The 19924-nt window shown below is 40.6% G+C and carries 18 protein-coding genes; 11 read left to right on the top strand and 7 right to left on the bottom strand.

Translation table 11 applies throughout. The features are described from left to right. Nucleotides 1-15 precede the first annotated feature (15 nt). The 6 genes from ISX59_RS07790 (at nucleotide 16) to ISX59_RS07765 (ending at nucleotide 5466) form a co-directional block, all read left to right on the top strand. Nucleotides 16-885 (top strand): DUF1573 domain-containing protein, encoded by an 870-nt coding sequence (locus tag ISX59_RS07790; RefSeq protein ID WP_137569998.1) that lies wholly within the window; start codon nucleotides 16-18, stop codon nucleotides 883-885. Between the two features lie 46 nt (nucleotides 886-931). Continuing rightward, complete coding sequence (locus tag ISX59_RS07785; RefSeq protein ID WP_080715598.1) at nucleotides 932-1249, top strand: NVEALA domain-containing protein; 318 nt, start codon at nucleotides 932-934, stop codon at nucleotides 1247-1249. 68 nt (nucleotides 1250-1317) lie between these two features. Beyond that, on the top strand, nucleotides 1318-2481 hold the full coding sequence (locus ISX59_RS07780) for a 6-bladed beta-propeller (protein ID WP_080715597.1): 1164 nt from the start codon (nucleotides 1318-1320) through the stop codon (nucleotides 2479-2481). Nucleotides 2482-2526: 45 nt separating this feature from the next. Continuing rightward, on the top strand, nucleotides 2527-3408 hold the full coding sequence (locus tag ISX59_RS07775) for a DUF1573 domain-containing protein (protein ID WP_080715601.1): 882 nt from the start codon (nucleotides 2527-2529) through the stop codon (nucleotides 3406-3408). Nucleotides 3409-3550: 142 nt separating this feature from the next. Beyond that, nucleotides 3551-4102 carry a hypothetical protein gene (locus ISX59_RS07770; RefSeq protein WP_032540446.1) on the top strand — a complete coding sequence of 184 codons (552 nt, stop codon included), beginning with the start codon at nucleotides 3551-3553 and terminating at the stop codon, nucleotides 4100-4102. A 29-nt stretch (nucleotides 4103-4131) separates the two neighbouring features. Continuing rightward, a complete protein-coding gene (locus ISX59_RS07765; RefSeq protein WP_032540422.1) occupies nucleotides 4132-5466 on the top strand; it encodes a carboxypeptidase-like regulatory domain-containing protein in 1335 nt (444 codons plus the stop codon). A gap of 10 nt (nucleotides 5467-5476) precedes the next feature. Here the strand turns inward: ISX59_RS07765 and ISX59_RS07760 are convergent, their stop codons facing one another. Next, entirely contained in the window at nucleotides 5477-8518 is a 3042-nt protein-coding gene (locus ISX59_RS07760) for a DEAD/DEAH box helicase (RefSeq protein WP_220575788.1), read from the bottom strand. Nucleotides 8519-8572: 54 nt separating this feature from the next. Between ISX59_RS07760 and mnmA the strand changes: the two genes are divergently transcribed. Then, on the top strand, nucleotides 8573-9664 hold the full coding sequence (gene mnmA / locus ISX59_RS07755) for a tRNA 2-thiouridine(34) synthase MnmA (RefSeq protein WP_005812267.1): 1092 nt from the start codon (nucleotides 8573-8575) through the stop codon (nucleotides 9662-9664). Between the two features lie 55 nt (nucleotides 9665-9719). Here the strand turns inward: mnmA and ISX59_RS07750 are convergent, their stop codons facing one another. Then, nucleotides 9720-11231 carry a GH3 auxin-responsive promoter family protein gene (locus ISX59_RS07750; RefSeq protein WP_005779518.1) on the bottom strand — a complete coding sequence of 504 codons (1512 nt, stop codon included), beginning with the start codon at nucleotides 11229-11231 and terminating at the stop codon, nucleotides 9720-9722. A gap of 169 nt (nucleotides 11232-11400) precedes the next feature. Between ISX59_RS07750 and ISX59_RS07745 the strand changes: the two genes are divergently transcribed. Next, nucleotides 11401-12411 carry an ATP-dependent 6-phosphofructokinase gene (locus ISX59_RS07745; protein ID WP_005779516.1) on the top strand — a complete coding sequence of 337 codons (1011 nt, stop codon included), beginning with the start codon at nucleotides 11401-11403 and terminating at the stop codon, nucleotides 12409-12411. A gap of 18 nt (nucleotides 12412-12429) precedes the next feature. On the opposite strand, the gene rnc is transcribed toward ISX59_RS07745, so the two are convergent. The 3 genes from rnc to ISX59_RS07730 are packed head-to-tail and all read right to left on the bottom strand — an operon-like array spanning nucleotide 12430 to nucleotide 14821. Next, nucleotides 12430-13302 carry a ribonuclease III gene (gene rnc, locus ISX59_RS07740; RefSeq protein WP_032530639.1) on the bottom strand — a complete coding sequence of 291 codons (873 nt, stop codon included), beginning with the start codon at nucleotides 13300-13302 and terminating at the stop codon, nucleotides 12430-12432. A gap of 4 nt (nucleotides 13303-13306) precedes the next feature. Next, on the bottom strand, nucleotides 13307-14569 hold the full coding sequence (gene fabF, locus ISX59_RS07735) for a beta-ketoacyl-ACP synthase II (protein ID WP_005779512.1): 1263 nt from the start codon (nucleotides 14567-14569) through the stop codon (nucleotides 13307-13309). A 15-nt stretch (nucleotides 14570-14584) separates the two neighbouring features. Then, the gene (locus ISX59_RS07730) at nucleotides 14585-14821 is read right to left on the bottom strand and encodes an acyl carrier protein (RefSeq protein WP_005779510.1); all 237 of its coding nucleotides are present in this window, start codon (nucleotides 14819-14821) and stop codon (nucleotides 14585-14587) included. A gap of 98 nt (nucleotides 14822-14919) precedes the next feature. On the opposite strand from ISX59_RS07730, the gene purN reads away from it, so the two are divergent. Beyond that, on the top strand, nucleotides 14920-15546 hold the full coding sequence (purN, locus tag ISX59_RS07725) for a phosphoribosylglycinamide formyltransferase (RefSeq protein WP_032530640.1): 627 nt from the start codon (nucleotides 14920-14922) through the stop codon (nucleotides 15544-15546). A 128-nt stretch (nucleotides 15547-15674) separates the two neighbouring features. On the opposite strand, the gene pdxB is transcribed toward purN, so the two are convergent. After that, a complete protein-coding gene (pdxB, locus tag ISX59_RS07720) occupies nucleotides 15675-16718 on the bottom strand; it encodes a 4-phosphoerythronate dehydrogenase PdxB (RefSeq protein WP_220575787.1) in 1044 nt (347 codons plus the stop codon). A 132-nt stretch (nucleotides 16719-16850) separates the two neighbouring features. Here pdxB and ISX59_RS07715 point away from each other — a divergent pair, with 132 nt between their 5' ends. Together ISX59_RS07715 and ISX59_RS07710 are read left to right on the top strand one after the other, a co-directional pair. Continuing rightward, a complete protein-coding gene (locus ISX59_RS07715; protein WP_032538286.1) occupies nucleotides 16851-17567 on the top strand; it encodes a glycosyltransferase family 2 protein in 717 nt (238 codons plus the stop codon). Between the two features lie 4 nt (nucleotides 17568-17571). After that, nucleotides 17572-19026, top strand: a complete 1455-nt coding sequence (locus ISX59_RS07710; RefSeq protein WP_220575786.1) for a glycosyltransferase — start codon at nucleotides 17572-17574, stop codon at nucleotides 19024-19026. On the opposite strand, the gene ISX59_RS07705 is transcribed toward ISX59_RS07710, so the two are convergent. Next, the gene (locus tag ISX59_RS07705; protein WP_220575785.1) at nucleotides 19017-19898 is read right to left on the bottom strand and encodes a glycosyltransferase family 2 protein; all 882 of its coding nucleotides are present in this window, start codon (nucleotides 19896-19898) and stop codon (nucleotides 19017-19019) included. The genes ISX59_RS07710 and ISX59_RS07705 overlap by 10 nt on opposite strands. Nucleotides 19899-19924 lie beyond the last annotated feature (26 nt).

Raw genomic sequence — 19924 nt, 5'->3', positions numbered from 1 at the left:
CAAATTTTATTTTAAATGAAAAATCTTATATTTATACTGGGTTGCTTTCTCTTTCTAATCTCATGTCAGCAGACCGAGAAGGAAAAACTTGAAGAACTTGTTAAAAATTGGAATGGGAAGGAAGTACAATTTCCGACAAATCTTAGTTTTACGTTATATGGAAAAACTCCTGTCGATTTTAAAATCCCTGCTTCGGATTATAAAATCGTGACCTATGTCGATTCGTTGGGTTGTTCCAGTTGTAAATTGCAATTGCCTAAATGGAAGGATTTTATGAAATATGCGGATTCTATAGTAGGCTATCAAATACCGGTTCTTTTTTTTCTTCATCCTGCTAATGTTCGCGAGATGAGGTCTGTGTTAAAACAAAATCGTTTTGATTATCCTGTTTGTATGGATACGGAAGATACTTTTAATAAAGTGAATAAGTTTCCTTCACAGCTAAATTTTCAAACTTTTTTATTAGATAAAAACAATCATGTAATTGCGATAGGAAATCCGGTTCATAATTACGATGTAAGAGAACTCTATATCCATCTTATTTCAGGAGGAATAGATGGAGATTCTCTTTCAAATATGCGAACTGTGATAAAAATAGAGAAAGATATGGTTGATTTGGGGAGTTTTGATTGGAGGCGAGAGCAGCATATAACTTTTGAGATACACAATATTGGTGATAATAATTTGGTCGTTTATGATAATAAGACATCTTGCGGATGTACTTCTGTTGAATACTCCAAAGAACCTGTTCAGCCCGGAAAGTCTTTAGCAGTTAAAGTAACTTATAAAGCAGACCATCCGGAACACTTTAATAAAACTATTATACTATATTGCAATGCTTCCGCTTCTCCTTTGGAGTTAAAGATAACTGGAGATGCCAAATAACTGGAACATATAATGAAATAAATTTCTATAGGGCGAGTGCTGCCAGTTGTCTTATTTGTCCTTGATAGTCGCTGTAGTCACAACTTTTGCAGGCTACAATATATATCAGTCACAGAGAGCGGAGGTGACAATATCGGATTTGACGATGGCTAATGTAGAAGCATTGGCAAGATATGAGTTACCTGAAGTTGAGATCGTTTGTAATGGTGGCTCTTATGGAATGTGTCAATATTGTCGGCGATATGATATATATGATCCTTATTATGGTTGGGGATATGCCTATGAATGCATAAAAACTGGTGATCAGGAGGATTGGTGTGCAAGTGGTTGTGACAGCCATGGAGGAGGTTCTTTCCCCGGTTAATTAGCCAAACGATGTGGTTGTATCACATTTTTGTGACACAACCACTCTAACTTTAAAGTATAGATAAAATGAAAAATACAATAAAATTCTTCATATTGTTAGTTGTAGGTATTTGTTACAGTTGTAATAACAGTCGTGATAAATCATTGACAAAAAATATGTGTAAAACAATGTTATCCGTTGATTTGGATTTAGAGAATAGCCAAGTTTCATTTTATGATTTATTTGATAATGTATCTCTAATTCCCCTCGAAACAAAAGAAGAGTCATTTTTGCATCGTATTGATAAAATTATTTTTTATAATGATTCTATTTTTATAATGGATAAAAGGCAGGGAACTATATTTCTGTTTGATTCAAATGGAAAATATCTGAGTAAGTTATTTAAGCAGGGAGGAGGACCGGATGAATATTTTGATTTATCTGACTTTACCATAAACCCATATACGAATAATTTGGAACTGCTTTCTGCGTATAAAGGTATTTATTGTTATGATTTGAATTTTGACTTTATTGAAAGAATACCTGTTCTTGATAAGGGAAGTCTTGTTCATCGCTTTGCAGTCGTGGACTCTTGTACAAGAGTTTTGTTTAATGTTGTTAGAATGCATAATATAGAGGTATATGATATTTGTGATAAGAAAATTCAGGGTAAATATTTTGAAGTTCCTGCAAATATACGTCGTAATACACCTTTGGGGGGACCTTTTTTATTGGAATGCATAAAAAAGGGAGAAGCTCTTTTTACTCAGCCATTTAGCAATACGGTTTATTCAGTATCTCGGTCATCTTTTACTCCGCGCTATAAATGGGATTTTGGGAAGTATAATTTTAATATTAATAAGTTAAAGCCCAATTTATCTCAAAATGAATATGATGATATTTTGGGGAGCGATTCCTTTTTAGCAAATAACGTATACTCTTTCTTGTCAAATGCGGAGAATGAACTGTTTTATCTTGTACAATTTAGTTTTGGAAAAAGACATGACATATTTACAGTTATATATGAAAAGGGTAGTGGTCAGTATAAAAAAATCAGAGAACTGGAAGAAGGGATTGCCTTTCCATATTACCCTGTTCTAACCGAGGATTTTATGTATACAATAGCTCGTGACACTTCAGTTATTAACAAATACTTGAATGAAAAAATTAAAAAAGAAAATAACATTGTATTGGATAAATTAGGTGGAGAACGGAATCCTGTTATTCTAAGATATAAATTAAAAAAATAGAATATTTCAATGATGACAATGAATTGTTGTACCAAAATATATCTTATAAAGATACTATATCTCATTATTACATGTTTTATTGGGGGAATTCTTCTAACCTCATGTAGGGAAAGTAAACAAGATAAAATGATGCGTTTAGTAAAAAAATGGAATGATAAAACAATTGTTTTTCCACAACAGATGACTTTTACAGCTTTTAGGGGTGACTCTGTTGTAGAATGTAAAAAGAAATATTCTACCTATGCTATAGTTACTTATGTTGATTCTATCGGGTGTATGAGTTGTAAATTGAAGTTGTCAGAATGGGGAGATTTTATGTCTATTGTTGATTCTATATCAAAAAGACAAGTACCTTGTCTGTATTTTTTTCATCCTAAAAAGAAAAGTGAACTTATTTCTTTATTGAAGAGAACGCGTTTTACTTACCCTATTTGCATTGATGAAAATGATTCTTTAAATATTCTGAATGGTTTTCCTTCTGATATGATGTATCAGACATTTTTGATTGATAAAGATAATAAAGTCTTAGCAATAGGAAATCCTGTTCATAATCCTATGGTGAAAGATTTATATATTAATATAATCTCAGGAAAGCAGCCGGAATCTACAAAAAAACAGCGGAAGACAGAGGTAATCATTTCTGAAAATCTGATTGATCTTGGGGAATTTTTTTTAACCATTCCCCAACATTGTACTTTCACTTTAAAGAATGTTGGGGACGATTTGCTTGTGATTGATGATGTAATTACGTCATGTGGTTGCACTTCAGTAGTATACTCCAGAGAGCCTGTTCAACCAGGAAAGTCGTTGGATTTGGCTGTAACCTATAAAGCGGATCATCCGGAACACTTTAATAAAACCATTACAGTATATTGTAATGTTCCTGATTCTCCTCTACAACTGAAAATAACTGGAGATGCTCAATGATTTAGAGAGGATAAAATGATTGGTATAAGGCTGTTTCAAATGATTTCTTAGATGATAACCCTCTAAAAAAGAAGAAAATAAGTTCTCCTTAAACAAAAAATACATATATTTGTCGGGTAAGTAACTATAAAAACACAAAAATATGAAAACTCAGGCATTACGAAGCAATCTATACTTTATTTTACTGGCTACAGCCTTTCTGTTAGGTATGGCGGGCTGTGATAAGGAGGAATCCGATCCGTTGAGAGTCGGGGATGATTCATTTAATAATATTGAAAATGGTGTCTGGACTGCTTATTATCCGAATACAAATCAGACGTGCATTACTATTTATGGTGGGGAAAGACCTTATACGGTAAGTAGTAATTCTGATATTCTCAAAGTGAATATGGATAAATTCCTGAATGCTTTCAACTACGAAATTCTGGGCGTTGGCGATGCGGAAGTGACAATTACCGATGCGAAAGGAGAATCTGCAGGTCTAAAAGTGAAAATAGACTATTGGTCTGATAAAATGAAGATTGTTAAGCAGGATGCCTATGTAAAAGGCGACGGGATGACGGTGGCTGCACAAAAGGAATTGAAAGAAAAAGCTTTGGCTTCCATTCCTGTAAAAGTAGGGGGTGGTTATCGATTTATATATACAAAGGATCAAGGAGGAACTGCGTATGTCTATCCGGATAAATTAGGGTAGGAATACCATAGGACTTAATTTGAAATCGGATGAAAAGTCATGTATGTAAGTTTACCGTTGTTTTATTTCTTCTCAGTTATACGGCCTGCCTGTCGGCACAGATAAACGGGAAGATACTGGATGCAAAGACCGGGCAACCTCTGTCCGGAGCGAATATTTATTCGGATAAGGGGGTGGGCATTACCATGTCTGATGAAAAAGGTGAGTTCATCATTAAAGACGGAGAACCTCTGCAGGGGATTGATACAATCTGTATTTCTTTTGTGGGCTATCTGACCAAACGCTTTCCTGTAAGGGATTTATTGAAAAAGAAAAACTCTATCTCATTGGAAGAGGCGCCGATTGAATTGGGGGAAGTAACTGCTTATGGAGTCAGGAAGTTCTATTTGCGTGTGCCGTATACGCAAATATCTTCAATGCCGGTACCTTTATATTCGTTTGCAATGGTCTCATGCAGAAATAAATTATACGTTACGGGTGGAGACCGGTCGCAGGTGAAGCCTCCTACCGACTATGATCTGACGGGTTCCGGTGGATTGCCAACTGGATTTGTGTACGAAAAATATAGTGGTAAAATCTATGTTTATGATATTCCTTCAAATACCTGGACTGTTACCAATCAAAGGCTGAGAGAGCGTGCTTATCATTCGGCGCTTTATGATAATGGAAGAATTTATGTGATGGGCGGAAAACGTTTCTCGACCAACCGAAAAATGGAATTCCTCGACGAGACAGTGGAGATTTATGATCTGGCCAGCGACACTTTGTTGACAGATCCGGTGAATCCGCATCAGGCGGCTTCTGCTGCCGCATTTGCCTATGATGGGAAGTTGATAGTCATGGGAGGGTCTATATATCGGGCTGAGAGCGGATGGCAGAGGTACTCTGATAAAATACACATGCTTGATCTCAGGAATGGTGCCTGGTATGAAGTGGGGAAGATGCCTTTAGGAATGGAAACAGATGGTATATTGGTGGGGCATACTATACTTTTGTTTGGTGGATACCGGGGAAAGGCATTATCGACAATACAGACTTATGATTTAGCCACGGGTGCCTGGAAAAGTAAAGGGAATTTATGGTTTCCGATATGTAAGGCAGGGATAGCTCGTGGTGGGGATAAGGTTTATATTCTGGAGAACGGTGTGATGCAGGTTTATAATCTTCGTACCAATGAGGTAAAAGCTTATCAGATTGATTTGAATTTAAGGGCAAGCGGGCTGTATTGTACGGAGAACAAGTTGATTATTGTAGGAGGATGCACTGAGGATATGGATGGCAAGCTGGGAGATGCAGGTGTTTACGAGGTGCAATTGTCTGATTTTGAACGTACGGAGTTACATCTGATAAACCGGGAAAAATAGAGGGGAAAGTTTACAAAAGTCCCGCCCACTCCTGGTTGGTTAGTGTGGGGAGCTGATCTGTTTCTGTGATGAAAGTTTCCGCCAGTTTTCGTTTTTCCTCTTGTAGCTGTATGATTTTCTCTTCTATGCTTCCTTGCGTGATGAAACGGTAAGCAATTACTTGTTTGTCTTGTCCGATACGGTGCGCGCGGGCAATGGCCTGTGCTTCGGCTGCCGGGTTCCACCAGGGATCGATGATGAACACATAGTCTGCTTGTGTCAGGTTGAGGCCCACTCCTCCGGCTTTTAGTGAGATAAGGAAAGCTTGTATCCTGGGGTCACGGCTAAAGCGTGCAATCTCTTCCGGGCGATTGGTAGAAGAGCCTGTTAGAAGAGCATAATCCCATTGACGTTTACGAAACTCATCGGCCACCAACTCCAGATGTTTGACGAAAGAAGAAAAGATCAGTACCTTATGGCCTTCGCTCCGGAGTGTTTCGAAGGTCTCTATAATTAGGTTTAGTTTACCGGATTCACCGATGAAACCGGGTAAAATCATCTGCGGATGGCAGGCGAGTTGCTTTAAACGGAGAATCCCGTTGAGTATTATGAGCGGTTGCTGACCCTTCTCTACGGTCTGTTCCAGCAGAATGTTCCGGAGACTGTTCTTTTCATGTTGGTAGAGCTCGTTCTGTTTCTTTGCCATGTCGCAATAAATCACTTCTTCGGTTAATGACGGTAGTTCCGGAGCTACTTCCTGCTTGCTTCTGCGTAGTATAAATGGGGAAATGAGTTGTCGTAGACGAAACTTCATCCGTTCGTCACCTTGACGGATGGCGTTGATGAACTGTTTGCTGAACGCTGTCTCGTTTCCTAAAAGTTCAGGCTGTAGAAAATGAAACTGTGCCCAAAGATCCTTCAGGGAATTCTCAATAGGAGTTCCTGTCAGAATTAGCCTGTGTTTACTTTGTAATTGTATCGCTGAACGGAATGTAAGTGATTCGCTGTTTTTTATGTTTTGACTTTCATCGAGAACTATGTACTCAAACTTATATTGGGATAAAGTCGCAATATTATTGCGCATCGTGCCATAAGTGGTAAAGACCAGATGATATTGGTCGAAGTGCTTTGACAAGCGATTGATTTCATTGGTGGAGTTTCCGTTATATTCCGTCATTGACAGGCTGGTAAAACGGGATGCTTCCCGTTTCCAGTTATGCAAAAGCGAGGTAGGCACAACAATAAGGGTGGCATGCAGGCGTGGTGTCTGGCTTTTCTTTTGATTTAGTACAGCACATTGCAAGTCGTTTTGTCCGCTTCGGGAGGCGTTGGGGGCTTCGGTTTTTACCGGAAAAAGTGATAACTGCCCCTTTTCATCGAAGAAAGCTTCCTTTTGCACAGGAGAGCCTTGAGTGTTTTCTTTCTCTTCCAGGCTGTTTGTTTCCTGATTTGTTGAGGCGGCTGTTCCCGGTTTGTAGATGTATTGTAAAAGTGTAAGGGTTTGCAAGGTCTTTCCAAGGCCCATATCATCGGCCAGACATCCTCCGAATTTTTCGAGGTATAGGTTTGCCATCCATGAGAAACCTTTCTGCTGATAGGGGCGAAGATTGGCCTTGAGCCCTGCAGGTACAGGGATTGGTTTCTCCAATCGGACGCCGGTTGCTATACCTGGACCTTTTTCCAGGATCGATTTTATTACACCCACAAAAGGACGCTTCAGTCGGATGTTCTTACCTGATTCTTTACCTATCTCAAGCAGATTGGCGTATTTGGTGAACCATTCTTCGGGGAGGAGGATAATGCGTCCGTCAGAGAGGGGATATTCCCTGTTGTTGTCCAGTATATTTTTGCGGAATCGGCTGAAGGGAATTTTCTGATTGTCTATGACGACATTGATATGTAATTCGAACCAGTCGGGGCCATCTTCGTAATCCTGTTCTATCCGGATATCCGGAAGATAGTATGGCTTCTTGTGCGTATCACTTGATAAGATAAACTTTTCCAGTAGCATTTCCCGGTGACGGCTGACCCACTCGGTAATGTTTTTTTCGGGAGCGATAGGCGATAGTTTGAAATGGGAATCACTGACACATTGTAATCCGGCTTTTTGAAGCAGACGGATTGCCTGTTTCTCGGCAGCTGAGTTACGTTGGAAATAGTGGATGACAGTTTGTCCATTCTCTTGCCCCCGGAAGATGATTTTCTTGATTCCATCGGAACCATGAGGTGAAAAAGTCCGGTCTCCATAACGAAAATCAAGCCGTAACAAAGTATCATTATAGATTGTATCTTCAAGGTAGAGATAAGCATCACACGGACGTCTTTCTCTGATCACTTTGACTCCTTGAATATTGATTTCATGGTAATACGCAAGGGGAATCATGATATTGTCTATGTATTTTTCAGTCAATGAAGCGTCCACGCTGATACGTTCTTTCTTGGTGAAAGGCAGTAAGCGTGAAGCTTCAATATGGGGGACAGTAAATAAATCCATACCCAGCAATAAGGTGGCAGGATTGGAGGTGAGGACAGTGACAGGTTTTTGTTCCATCAGTGAAACCGGCAGGTCGTCATAGTAGCATTGCAGTTGATAGCTGAAATATTCCTCGGTTACTTTAAAAGAGAAATGGGCTTCTAAATCGTGGGGATGGACACGGTATGCATGGTGTTCATAGAGTTGCTTGCTTCCACTTGGTTTCTGATAAAACGGAAGTTGCCTGGTGCGTATCAGTTCTAACATCTCCAACAGTTTCTTCTCTATGAAAGGACGGATTTGTTCTTTAAGTTTGTTATTGTCCTCGGCCAGTTTGCGGAGGAATTTAGGGACTGTTTTTTCACGGGAATAGACTCCCATCAGATATTTTTCAGTATAATGAGAAGCAATGTCAATGGCTTTTTGTTCTGCTTCATTCATTTTTTTGATCGCATCGGGAGAGGCATGGAAAGCTTGTTCGATCACTTCCAACGTGTTGTCAGGGGTTCGGCTGACAGTGTAGGGGATGAGTAATATCCCCAGAACAGGGTGCTCTACGAGTACAATGACAACTTGGTTGGTGGAAAGTGCTTTTTTCATTCTGTCCGGTTTGGAAGGTCAAAGATACGGGATTTTATGTAATTTTGCGGTATGATGGAGGAAAACAAACGAGTCTTATTGGGAATGAGCGGTGGTACGGATAGCTCTGTGGCTGCCATGCTATTACTTGAAGCCGGTTATGAAGTAACGGGAGTTACCTTTCGTTTCTATGAGTTTAATGATTCTACGGAATACTTGGAAGATGCCCGTGCATTAGCAACTCGCTTAGGTATCGAACATATCACTTATGATGCGCGCGAGATTTTCCGGAAGAAAATTGTTGATTACTTTATCGATGAATATATGGCCGGACATACTCCGGTCCCCTGTACTCTTTGCAACAACTGGTTAAAATGGCCTTTGTTGGCCAAGATTGCCGATGAAATGGGTATTTTCTATTTAGCTACCGGTCATTATGTGAGAAAGAAATGGATGGACGGAAGCTATTATATTACGCTTGCCGCAGATCCGGATAAAGACCAGTCATTTTTTCTGTGGGGATTAAAACAGGATATTTTGCAACGTATGTTGCTTCCGATGGGTGAGATGACTAAACCTGAAGCACGTGCTTATGCTGCCGGAAGAGGTTTTGAGAAAGTTTCAAAAAAGAAAGATAGCATCGGGGTTTGTTTCTGTCCACTTGATTACCGTAGTTTTCTGAAAAAGCATCTTTGCGATGCGGGAGGCGACAGGAGCAATAAAATAATCCGGGAAGTGGGCAAAGGCAGATTCCTCGATGAAAGCGGCAATTTTATTGCCTGGCATGAGGGATATCCTTTTTATACCATAGGGCAACGCAGGGGGTTAGGCATCCAACTGAACCGTGCTGTTTTTGTAAAGGAGATCCATCCTGAAACCAATGAAGTGATATTGGCTCCTTTAAAGTCCCTTGAAAAGTCAGAGATGTGGTTGAAAGACTGGAATATAATCAACGAATCCCGTCTGCTGGGCTATGATGATATTATTGTGAGAATACGTTATAGGAAACAGGAAAACCATTGTTCTGTCACAATCACTCCGGAGGGATTATTACATATACAACTACACGAACCTTTGTCCGCCATTGCAGAAGGACAAGCAGCCGCTTTTTATAAGGATGGTTTGCTGTTGGGAGGAGGGATTATAACGATGAATGATGAACGATGAATAGTATGCGGATAGCACACAGCCCATTCATCGTTCATCGTTTATCGATTATCGTTCATTGTTTATTCAAAGCAATCATTTCTTCAATGTAGTCTCTTGTATTGCTGAGTCTCGGTACTTTATGCTGACCACCTAATTTCCCTTTTTGAGCTAACCAGTCATGGAAAAGTCCTTTGCGTGCGACAATCACTTCCAATGGTTGGAGAGCGATATCTTTCCATCGTTTTGCTTCGTAGTCGGAGTTTACTTCTTTCAGTGTAGTATCCAGTACCGCCGCAAATCTTTCGATGGAATCGGGCATTTTGGCAAACTCAATAAGCCATTGATGACGGCATTTGGCATTTTCATCCATAAATACGGGGGCAGCGGAATATTCGCTGACTTGAGCACCAGTTTCAGCACATGCTTTGGCAAGCCCTTTTTCTGCATTATCTACGATCAGTTCTTCACCAAAAGCATTGATGAAGTGCTTGGTACGTCCTGTAATGACGAACTTATACGGATTCTTTCTGGTGAATTTCACAGTATCCCCGATCATGTACCGCCATAATCCGCAGGAAGTGGAGATCACCATAGCATAATTTTTATTTAGCTCTACTTCTTCAAGGCAATAGGTGCGGGGATTCTCTTTTTCCACATCCTCCAAAGGAATAAATTCGTAGAAAATACCATAGTCAATCATCAATAACATAGATGGGTCGGAGAAATCGTTTTGTGTCCCGAAATAGCCTTCCGATGCATTGTAGGTTTCGACATAATGCATTTTAGAAGAATGAATGACTTGCTTATATTGTTCACGGTAAGGGGTAAAAGCGACACCTCCGTGGAAGAATACTTCCAGATTGGGCCATACTTCTTCCAAGGTCTGCTTGCCTGTTTTTTCAAGAATACGTTTGATTAAGACCAACATCCAGGAAGGAACACCCGAAAGATTGGTTACATCTACCGGTATGGTGCTGTTGGCAATAGCTTCAATTTTGGTTTCCCATTCGTCCATTAATGCTATTTGCTTGCTTGGCACACGTATCAGGTTGATCAGCGGACTTACATTCTGGATCAATATGGCTGAAAGGTCACCTACCAAACTATGGTTGGAGTTCAGGTTCGGACTATGGCTGCCTCCCAGAATCAGTCCTTTACCGGAAAAAAAACGGCTGTCGGGATTCATGCGGAAGTAGATTGCGGCCGCGTCTTTTCCTCCCCGGTAATGAATATCCTGCAAGGCCTCTTTGCTAACCGGAAGAAACTTGCTTTTATCGTTTGTGGTGCCCGAGGATTTTGCAAACCAGCGTATTTCTGAAGGCCACAATAGGTTTTGTTCGCCTGCACGGAGACGTTCCACATAGGGCTTTACTTCTTCGTAGGTTTGTATGGGGAGTCGGTTTTTAAAGTCTTCGTAATTGCGGATAGATTTATAATCATACTTCTTTCCCCATTCAGTATTTTCTGCCTGTTTTACGAGACGGGTCAATACCCGGTGCTGTATATCTCCGGCTTGTGTATCATAAAGATCTATGGCTTTTAAACGGGAATCAAATACTTTGCTTATAATCTTTGTAATATTCATTGCTCTTTAACATATAATGTTTAGTCGTGCAAAAATAGCCTTAATTATCTTTTTTTTCTATCTTTACGACGGAAATAATAGTTAAAAGTGAAGATATGTCATGCTTTTGCAGACAGATGAGTAACTTTTTTCTTTTAAATACGTAATATTCAATAAAAAAAGAGCAGCAATGAAGATCGGAATTCTTACATCCGGAGGAGATTGCCCCGGCATAAACGCTACGATTCGCGGGGTGTGTAAAACGGCCATTAATCATTATGGAATGGAAGTTGTGGGGATTCACAGTGGTTTTCAGGGATTGCTGACGAAAGAGGTAGAATCGTTTACTGAAAAATCCTTGTCCGGATTGCTAAACCTGGGTGGTACTATGTTGGGAACTTCACGCGAGAAGCCGTTCCGTAAGCAAGGTATTATTTCGGATGTGGATAAACCGGCGCTGATACAACGTAATATTGCTGAATTGGGACTTGATTGCGTGGTGTGTATCGGTGGAAATGGTACGCAAAAGACTGCCGCAAAATTTGCAGCGATGGGAATTAATATCGTTTCTGTTCCTAAGACGATCGATAATGATATCTGGGGTACGGATATCTCTTTCGGATTCGATTCGGCAGTGAGCATTGCTACAGATGCTATCGACCGGCTTCACTCTACGGCAAGCTCTCACAAGCGGGTGATGGTAATCGAAGTGATGGGGCATAAAGCAGGATGGATTGCTCTATACTCGGGTATGGCAGGAGGAGGAGATGTAATCCTGGTTCCGGAGATACCTTATAATATAAAAAATATAGGGGATACAATTTTAAATCGTTTAAAAAAGGGGAAACCTTATTCGATTGTGGTCGTTGCCGAAGGTATCCAAACTGATGGGCGTAAGCGTGCTGCCGAATACATCGCCCAGGAAATTGAATATGAGACAGGTATTGAGACGCGTGAAACGGTGCTTGGCTATATTCAGCGCGGTGGCTCACCTACACCTTTCGACCGTAACTTATCTACCCGAATGGGAGGGCATGCAACGGAGCTGATTGCTAATGGGCAGTTTGGACGTATGATTGCATTGAAAGGTGATGAAATATCTTCCGTTGCATTAGAAGAAGTGGCCGGAAAGTTGAAATTAGTGACTGAAGAACATGACCTTGTTGTACAAGGGCGCAGGATGGGAATATGCTTCGGATAATAATCGGAGGTGTTTAGATTATATACTGATATTTTCAGTTGATGTTATTTTATCAACTTGCGGAGATTCCTCTGTCTGGTTTATTTCAGGATCGTCGGGTGTATCTTCTGTGGAGATATTATTCTGTACTTTGGCTTCTTGTACACCTGCCATGAACTCAGGATCCCCTTTGATTTTTTTGAGGGCCATCTGTGCGGCATTCTGTTGTGATTCCTTTTTGGAGTATCCTGTACCGGATCCTCCGAGTATGCCTTCAATCCGGACTTCTGTCTGAAACACGGGATTATTCTCTTTGTCAAGGAACTGTTCTATTAATTCGAAAGAAACTTCCATCTTGTTTTTCTGGCTCCATTCAATCAGCTTAGACTTGAAGTTCACCTCTTTGCGTGAGAGTTTGTCCAGATCTATATAGGGCTCGATGATTTTCTTCTGCATAAACTGTTTGCAACATTCATATCCCCGGTCAAGATAAATGGCTCCAATAAAAGCTTCGAACGCATTCCCATACATATAGCTGTTGTGGGAAGAAGAACGTGTAGAATATTTGATAAGTTTGTCCAGGCCTATTTCGACAGCCAGTTTATTTAATGTTTCACGCTGAACTATTTTAGAACGGGTGTTTGTCAGGAATCCCTCTCTTTTACCTTCGAAATGTTGATAGACAATATCCCCTACGATGGCGTCAAGAATGGCGTCACCAAGGAATTCCAAGCGTTCGTTGTTCAACGGACGTCCTTTCTCCGAACGTACAGCTGTCGATTTATGCAGGAGAGCCTGCTCGTATAGCCGGATGTTGCGTGGATAGAATCCAAGTATGCGATAAAAACAAAAATAAGACTCTCTATCCTTACAGAACAGGAGCCTTATCTTATCTATTTTATTACGTAACACGACTTTATTCAGCGTATTTCTTGAAGATTACACAAGCATTGTGACCACCAAATCCGAATGTATTCGAAAGGGCAACGTTAACTTCACGTTTCTGTGCTTTGTTGAACGTGAAATTAAGGTTATAGTCGATGTTCTCGTCGTTATCACCTTCGGCATGATTGATAGTCGGAGGAACGATGCCGTTCTTGATGGCAAGGATACTTGCAATAGACTCTACCGCACCGGCAGCACCCAACAAGTGACCTGTCATTGATTTGGTTGAACTGATATTCAACTCAAAAGCATGTTCGCCAAATACTTCCTTGATTGCTTTGGCTTCCGATATATCACCCACCGGAGTGGATGTACCGTGAACGTTGATGTAATCCACTTCTTTAGGATCCATTTCTGCATCTTCCAGGGCATTCATCATCACCAGTTTTGCACCAAGTCCTTCCGGATGAGATGCTGTCAGGTGGTGAGCATCAGCAGACATACCTACACCGGCTACTTCTGCATATATTTTTGCGCCACGGGCTTTTGCATGTTCAAGTTCTTCAAGAATCAGGCATCCTCCACCTTCACCCATTACAAAACCGTCACGGCTCGCGCTGAACGGACGAGATGCTGATTGTGGTTCGTCGTTACGAGTTGACAATGCATGCATAGCGTTGAAACCTCCTACACCGGCTGCTGCGATAGCGGCTTCCGAACCACCGGATACAATCACGTTTGCCTTACCCAGACGGATCAGGTTGAATGCATCGGCGATGGCGTTAGTAGAAGTTGCACATGCAGAACAAGTTGCGTAGTTCGGGCCGTGGAAACCATACATAATAGAAATCTGTCCGGCAGCAATATCTGAAATCATCTTAGGGATGAAGAACGGATTATACTTAGGACCGTTTTCTTTGTGAAGGGCATAATTGCTTGTTTCCTCCTCAAATGTACGTATACCACCGATACCGGCACCAAAAATAACGCCGATTCTGTTTAAATCCTCATTTTCGATATCAAGACCCGAGTCTGCAACCGCTTCTTTGGCAACGGCAACGGCATACTGTGTGTACAAGTCCATTTTACGTGCCTCTTTGCGGTCGATATATTGAGTTACATCGAAGCCTTTCACTTCACATGCAAATTGAGTCTTGAATTGCGATGCATCGAAATGAGTAATAGGTCCTGCTCCACTAACCCCATTCACGAGGTTTTCCCAAAATTCCGGGACAGTATTGCCAACAGGAGTAATGGCGCCCAGACCTGTTACTACAACTCTCTTTAATTCCATACTGATGAAATCGAATTACTTAGCGTGTTCTTCGATGTAAGCTACAGCATCCTGTACTGTGCCAATCTTTTCAGCTTGGTCATCAGGAATAGAGATACCGAATTCTTTTTCGAATTCCATGATAAGTTCTACAGTGTCAAGAGAATCAGCTCCCAGGTCGTTAGTGAAGCTTGCTGTTTCTGTAACTTCTGATTCTTCTACGCCCAATTTATCGACGATAATCGCTTTCACTCTTGATGCAATTTCAGACATAACTTTAAGTTTTTAATTAATAATTAGTTTTATTTCTTTAAATTTGCGGTGCAAAGGAATAAATATTTATCGTCCTGCGCAAATTTTTGATTAAATAAATGCAATCTTTTGCACATTTTTCACTGTTTTGTGCACTAAAAGGTCTGATTATGGAGAAAAACATCGCTATTTTTGCTTCCGGCTCTGGTACAAATGCTGAAAACATTATCCGGTATTTCGAGGGAAATGATTCAGTCAGGGTAAAATTAGTTCTTTCTAACAGGAAGGACGCGTATGTTTTGGAGCGTGCACATCGTTTAGGAGTGCCCTGTAGGGCTTTTCCGAAGTCTGATTGGGAAATAGCGGAATCCATCTTGGATTTGCTGCGTGAACATCAGATTGACCTGATAGTGTTAGCCGGCTTCTTGTTGCGTATACCGGATGCACTTTTGCATGCTTATCCTAATAAAATTATAAATATTCATCCGGCTCTTTTACCTAAGTTTGGGGGAAAGGGGATGTATGGCGATCGGGTGCATGAGGCGGTGGTAATGGCAGGAGAGTCCGAAAGTGGTATTACTATACATTATATAGACGAGCATTACGATGAGGGAAGTATCATTTTTCAAGCTAAATGTTCAGTACTTCCCGGAGATACCCCTGCGGAAGTGGCTAAAAAAGTTCATGCGTTGGAATATGAATGGTTTCCCAGGATCATAGAACAAACCGTAAATACCTTCTTGTAGAGCTGGTTTTCTGAGGAAATGTTTTATAGTATCGTATGAGGTTGTGTCGAAACTCTTTTCACCACAGCCTCATGCAATGTTTAATATCCTCTTATTGAGGATCGGCATTATCAGGGTTAAATAGTAAATCAACCGATATTAATCTTATATGCTCCTTCTTCTCTCCTTAATGGGTAATCTCCCCGGAGTTGTTCAAATAGCTTCGGATGGGTCTTTAGTGTATCGCTGTCCCGTCGGGGATCGTAAATTTGCAGGGAGGCCGCTTCATAAGTTGTTGCGGAAATTATTTTGTTTTCCGGTTCCGGAGGAACAATCTGATAGCCGGCTTCAATCCGGAAGAACCGGCATAAGGCTTCAAGTGACATTCGGGTTGCGTTTGCTTTTCCGTCTGCGGAATATCCGGCGATGTGAGGAGTGCCTATAATTACTTTCTCTAATAATTTAAGATTGATATCCGGTTCATGTTCCCATACATCAATGACAGCATCGGACAAGGTACCTGACTGAAGAGCATCGAGCAGTGCCTCTGTTTCGATAACTTCACCGCGTGAGGTGTTCATGACTATCGCCCCCTTTTTCAGTGAACGGAAGAAGTGCTTGTCTGCCAAATGATAAGTTTTATATTTTCCCTCCTTATATAAAGGTACATGAAATGTGATTATGTCACACTCTTTGGCTATATTCTCTAAAGTAGTGAACATTGTGCTTTCTTCTTTTTCTGCTCTGGGAAGATCGTTCAGCATTACTCGCATTCCTAATTTTCGGGCTACATCAGCTACTTTGCTTCCTACATTTCCTACGCCTACGATGCCAATGGTCATTTGATGCAACTTCATTGCATGGGTTTGTTGTAAAATGAACAGGGCAGATTGGATATATTGTGCAACGGATGCCGAATTACATCCCGGGGCATTGGTCCATGTGATACCTGCTTCCCGGCAATAGGCTGTGTCGATATGATCGAATCCTATTGTAGCGGTTGCGATAAATTTTACTTTGCTTCCGGTAAGCAGTGAACGGTTACAATGCGTACGTGTGCGGATAATTAATGCATCGGCATCATGTATCAGTTCCGGGGTGAAATCTTTTCCCGGAGCATATACTACTTCATCGGCTATTTGCTCAATAGCCTCTTTGATGTAAGGTATTTTGTTGTCTACAATAACTTTCATGATTGATCAGGGGTTTGCATGCAAAGGTAGGAAATAAAAAGCAGGAAAGATTGGCTATATGGAAAATATTGCATAGATTTGCCCGGTAATGCGCATTACGATAAGTTTGAACTTAGACAATTTATATCAATAATGAAGTGTATCCACATTATTACTCCGGTAAAAGATTCTATTGAGTTGACGTTGCAAACAGCTGAGGCTATTTTAAAATCAGATTTCACCGTTCCTTTTCATTATACTATTTATAATGATTTCAGCACCGATGAAAACACGAAACGACTGAAAGAAGCATCCCTGGCGATGGGATTTGAGTTAATTAATCTGTCCGAGATCACTTCTCATCCTTCTCCCAATTATTTGCTGGTGCTTCAGATGGCACAAGAAAAGGCTGTTGCCGCTGAAGCAGGCTTGCTGATCGTTGAATCTGATGTGATTGTGAAAAAACACACTTTGCAGGCTCTTTTTGATGGTGCGCAGTCCAGACAAAACTGTGGAATAGCTGCTGCTGTGACAGTAGATGAGAACGAGGTAATTAATTATCCCTATTTATATGCGAAAGGCAAAGAAAATCAGGTGTTTCCGGAAAAGAAACATCTTAGTTTCTGCTGTTCTTTGCTGACAACCGACTTTCTGCGTGCTTTTGATTTTCATTCTTTGAATCCGGAAAAGAACTGGTTTGATGTAACTATTTCCCATCAAGCACTTGAAAAAGGTTTTGTCAATTATCTGTTTACTACTTTGACTGTATGGCATCGCCCGCATAGTAGTCGTCCATGGAAACAGTTGAAATATACGAATCCGCTTAAATATTACTGGTTGAAGTTCACTAAAGGATTGGATAAAATTTGATGGTATGGCAAAGCCGTTAGTATCTGTAGTTATTCCTGTATATAATATGGAGGAGTTTCTGGAGGAGACACTGGATTCTGTCCTGTCTTCTGATTATCCGAACTTTGAGGTGATTGTGATGGATGATGGTTCGAAAGACCGTTCTCTTGAAATTGCCGAAAGCTATAAGTCCCGGTATGAAAATGTAAGGGTTTACACACAAGCAAATAGTGGCGTTGCTACGGCTCGTAATCATGCTATTTCTAAAGCAGGCGGAGTATATATCTTGCCGGTCGATGCTGATAATCGTATTAGTAAAGAATTGATTCATTCTGCTGTAGATATACTGGAGTCGGATCCGGAAGTAAAAGTGGTCTGTCCACGTGTCGAGTTTTTCGGAGACCGTTCGGGCGAATGGGTATTACCACCTTTCTCGCTATCATTGCTTGCTCGTAAAAATATGATGGATACTTGTGCTGTTTACCGTAAGTCCGAATGGGAAAGAATTGGAGGATACTGTGCGGAGATCGTGGCTCGTGAAGATTGGGAATTTTGGATCTCAATGTTAAAGGATGGAGGAAAGGTTGTAAAGTTGCCGGAAATAGGTTTGTTTTATCGGGTGCGCGAACAGTCTAAACGTGTTACTGACCGTTTGCTAAAAAAGCATGTGATTGACGTTCTAAATAGACGACATCCTGATTTCTTTGAGCGGGAATTGGGAGGGCCGTTACGTTATCAGCGTTCCTGGTCAAGGTTAATCAATCGGATTTCCCGAATAATCCACCCTCGGAGAGTCTTCGTTGGAGATGATTTTCAGGACTTATCTTCTTTTGTACGTGTATTACCTGTGCATTTTGAGAATGGAGGAACGTTGATATATGAAGGAAGAAATAAATTGAAAGAGTTTGAAATACATGGTAGAAAGTTGATAGTGAAGTCATATCAGCTTCCTCACCTGATTAATCGAATTGTTTATAATTCTTTTCGTGCCTCTAAAGCCCGCCGTTCTTATCAATACGCACAGATGCTGCGTAAAGCAGGTATTGGTTCTCCTGCTCCTGTTGGATTTTATTCTACGGGAACATGGTTGTTGTTTGGCCGTAGCTACTTTGTGAGCCTAAAGTCCGAATGTCCTTATACGTATCGTAATCTGTTAGAGGAGACTTTTACCGGTGACAAAGAAAAGGTGTTACGTGCTATAGCCCGTACCACAGCAGCTTTACACGAAAACGGTTTTCTACATAAAGATTACTCGGGAGGGAATATTCTTTTTAGGGAAACGGATAAAGGCATTGAAGTGGAAATCATTGATTTAAACCGCATGCGTTTTGGTAAAGTCGACATAGAAACCGGTTGTAAGAACTTTGAGCGCTTGCCCGGAACACACGAGATGTTTGTTATCTTGGCAGATGAATATGCCAAAGTGAGGGGATTCGATGCCGATAGATGTCTGGAACTGATTGAGAAGAGTCATTTATGACGCATTGATTGAGACAACCCTTTGCCTAAGATTATGGTGGGCAGTATATACCAACGTCTGAAGTGGAAACATAATTTGATTATAATGATCCATTTATATATGATATAGAATAAAAAATTGGAATGCTTTTTATATACATATAATTTTGAAATAAACCTTTCTTTGTAAGCCAACGTATAAACTTTTGTAGATTCACCTTGGAGGTGTAAAAATCTATAGGTTGGCAGAACCGTTGACTGATAGTTGTGATAAGATAATCTTGTACAGATATCATACTCTTCATAATAGAGGAATATATTAGTATCAAAGCCTTTGATTTTGAAGAAGACTTCTGAAGGAAACATCATAAATGCTCCGTTGATCCATGAAGCATGTATAGGAAACTGGTATACTTTCTTTTTTCGTTTGGGGTAGCGGGCGGGACATAATCTTTCCGGGATGTCGTTTCCTAAAATCTCATATAGAATACCGATTGGATGATTGAATGAGGGTACTGCCTTCAGGTGTTTGTTGTATTGCTGTGGTGTAATGCATCCTGTTTGAGGATTTTCTTTCAAGTAACTGCATAATGGGCTAATGCAGTCCTCTAATAGCTCAGTGTCATTGTTTAGAAAGCAGAGGTATTTCCCTTGGGCTATGTTTGCGCCAACCATATTCCCTGCCCCGAAACCACTGTTTATTTTGTTGCGTATAATAGTACTTTCCTGACCGGAAAGATTTTCAGTAAGGTGTTGATAGTCTGTTTCCTGGCTGGCATTGTCGACAACTATTATTTCGTAAGTGCCATTAGGCAGGTATTTGTGTATACTGTTAATGCAGTTTAGGGTTAATCGGGAGGTATTATAATTCAGGATGATAATTGATACTTTCATAGTGGTATGGGGTTTATTTAATTATT

The organism is Bacteroides sp. FSHCM14E1 (assembly GCF_019633785.1).
Taxonomy (GTDB): domain Bacteria; phylum Bacteroidota; class Bacteroidia; order Bacteroidales; family Bacteroidaceae; genus Bacteroides; species Bacteroides hominis.
This window is presented reverse-complemented; position numbering and strand designations above follow the sequence as displayed.

Excerpts from the sequence above, each read along its gene's own strand:
- ISX59_RS07750 (WP_005779518.1), bottom strand. The coding sequence starts at position 11,231 with ATGAATATTACAAAGATTATAAGCAAAGTATTTGATTCCCGTTTAAAA.
- ISX59_RS07730 (WP_005779510.1), bottom strand. The coding sequence starts at position 14,821 with ATGTCTGAAATTGCATCAAGAGTGAAAGCGATTATCGTCGATAAATTG.
- fabF (WP_005779512.1), bottom strand. The coding sequence starts at position 14,569 with ATGGAATTAAAGAGAGTTGTAGTAACAGGTCTGGGCGCCATTACTCCT.
- pdxB (WP_220575787.1), bottom strand. The coding sequence starts at position 16,718 with ATGAAAGTTATTGTAGACAACAAAATACCTTACATCAAAGAGGCTATT.
- ISX59_RS07710 (WP_220575786.1), top strand. The coding sequence starts at position 17,572 with ATGGCAAAGCCGTTAGTATCTGTAGTTATTCCTGTATATAATATGGAG.
- ISX59_RS07790 (WP_137569998.1), top strand. The coding sequence starts at position 16 with ATGAAAAATCTTATATTTATACTGGGTTGCTTTCTCTTTCTAATCTCA.
- ISX59_RS07765 (WP_032540422.1), top strand. The coding sequence starts at position 4,132 with ATGAAAAGTCATGTATGTAAGTTTACCGTTGTTTTATTTCTTCTCAGT.
- ISX59_RS07715 (WP_032538286.1), top strand. The coding sequence starts at position 16,851 with ATGAAGTGTATCCACATTATTACTCCGGTAAAAGATTCTATTGAGTTG.
- ISX59_RS07770 (WP_032540446.1), top strand. The coding sequence starts at position 3,551 with ATGAAAACTCAGGCATTACGAAGCAATCTATACTTTATTTTACTGGCT.
- ISX59_RS07780 (WP_080715597.1), top strand. The coding sequence starts at position 1,318 with ATGAAAAATACAATAAAATTCTTCATATTGTTAGTTGTAGGTATTTGT.
- ISX59_RS07745 (WP_005779516.1), top strand. The coding sequence starts at position 11,401 with ATGAAGATCGGAATTCTTACATCCGGAGGAGATTGCCCCGGCATAAAC.
- ISX59_RS07760 (WP_220575788.1), bottom strand. The coding sequence starts at position 8,518 with ATGAAAAAAGCACTTTCCACCAACCAAGTTGTCATTGTACTCGTAGAG.
- mnmA (WP_005812267.1), top strand. The coding sequence starts at position 8,573 with ATGGAGGAAAACAAACGAGTCTTATTGGGAATGAGCGGTGGTACGGAT.
- ISX59_RS07705 (WP_220575785.1), bottom strand. The coding sequence starts at position 19,898 with ATGAAAGTATCAATTATCATCCTGAATTATAATACCTCCCGATTAACC.
- purN (WP_032530640.1), top strand. The coding sequence starts at position 14,920 with ATGCAATCTTTTGCACATTTTTCACTGTTTTGTGCACTAAAAGGTCTG.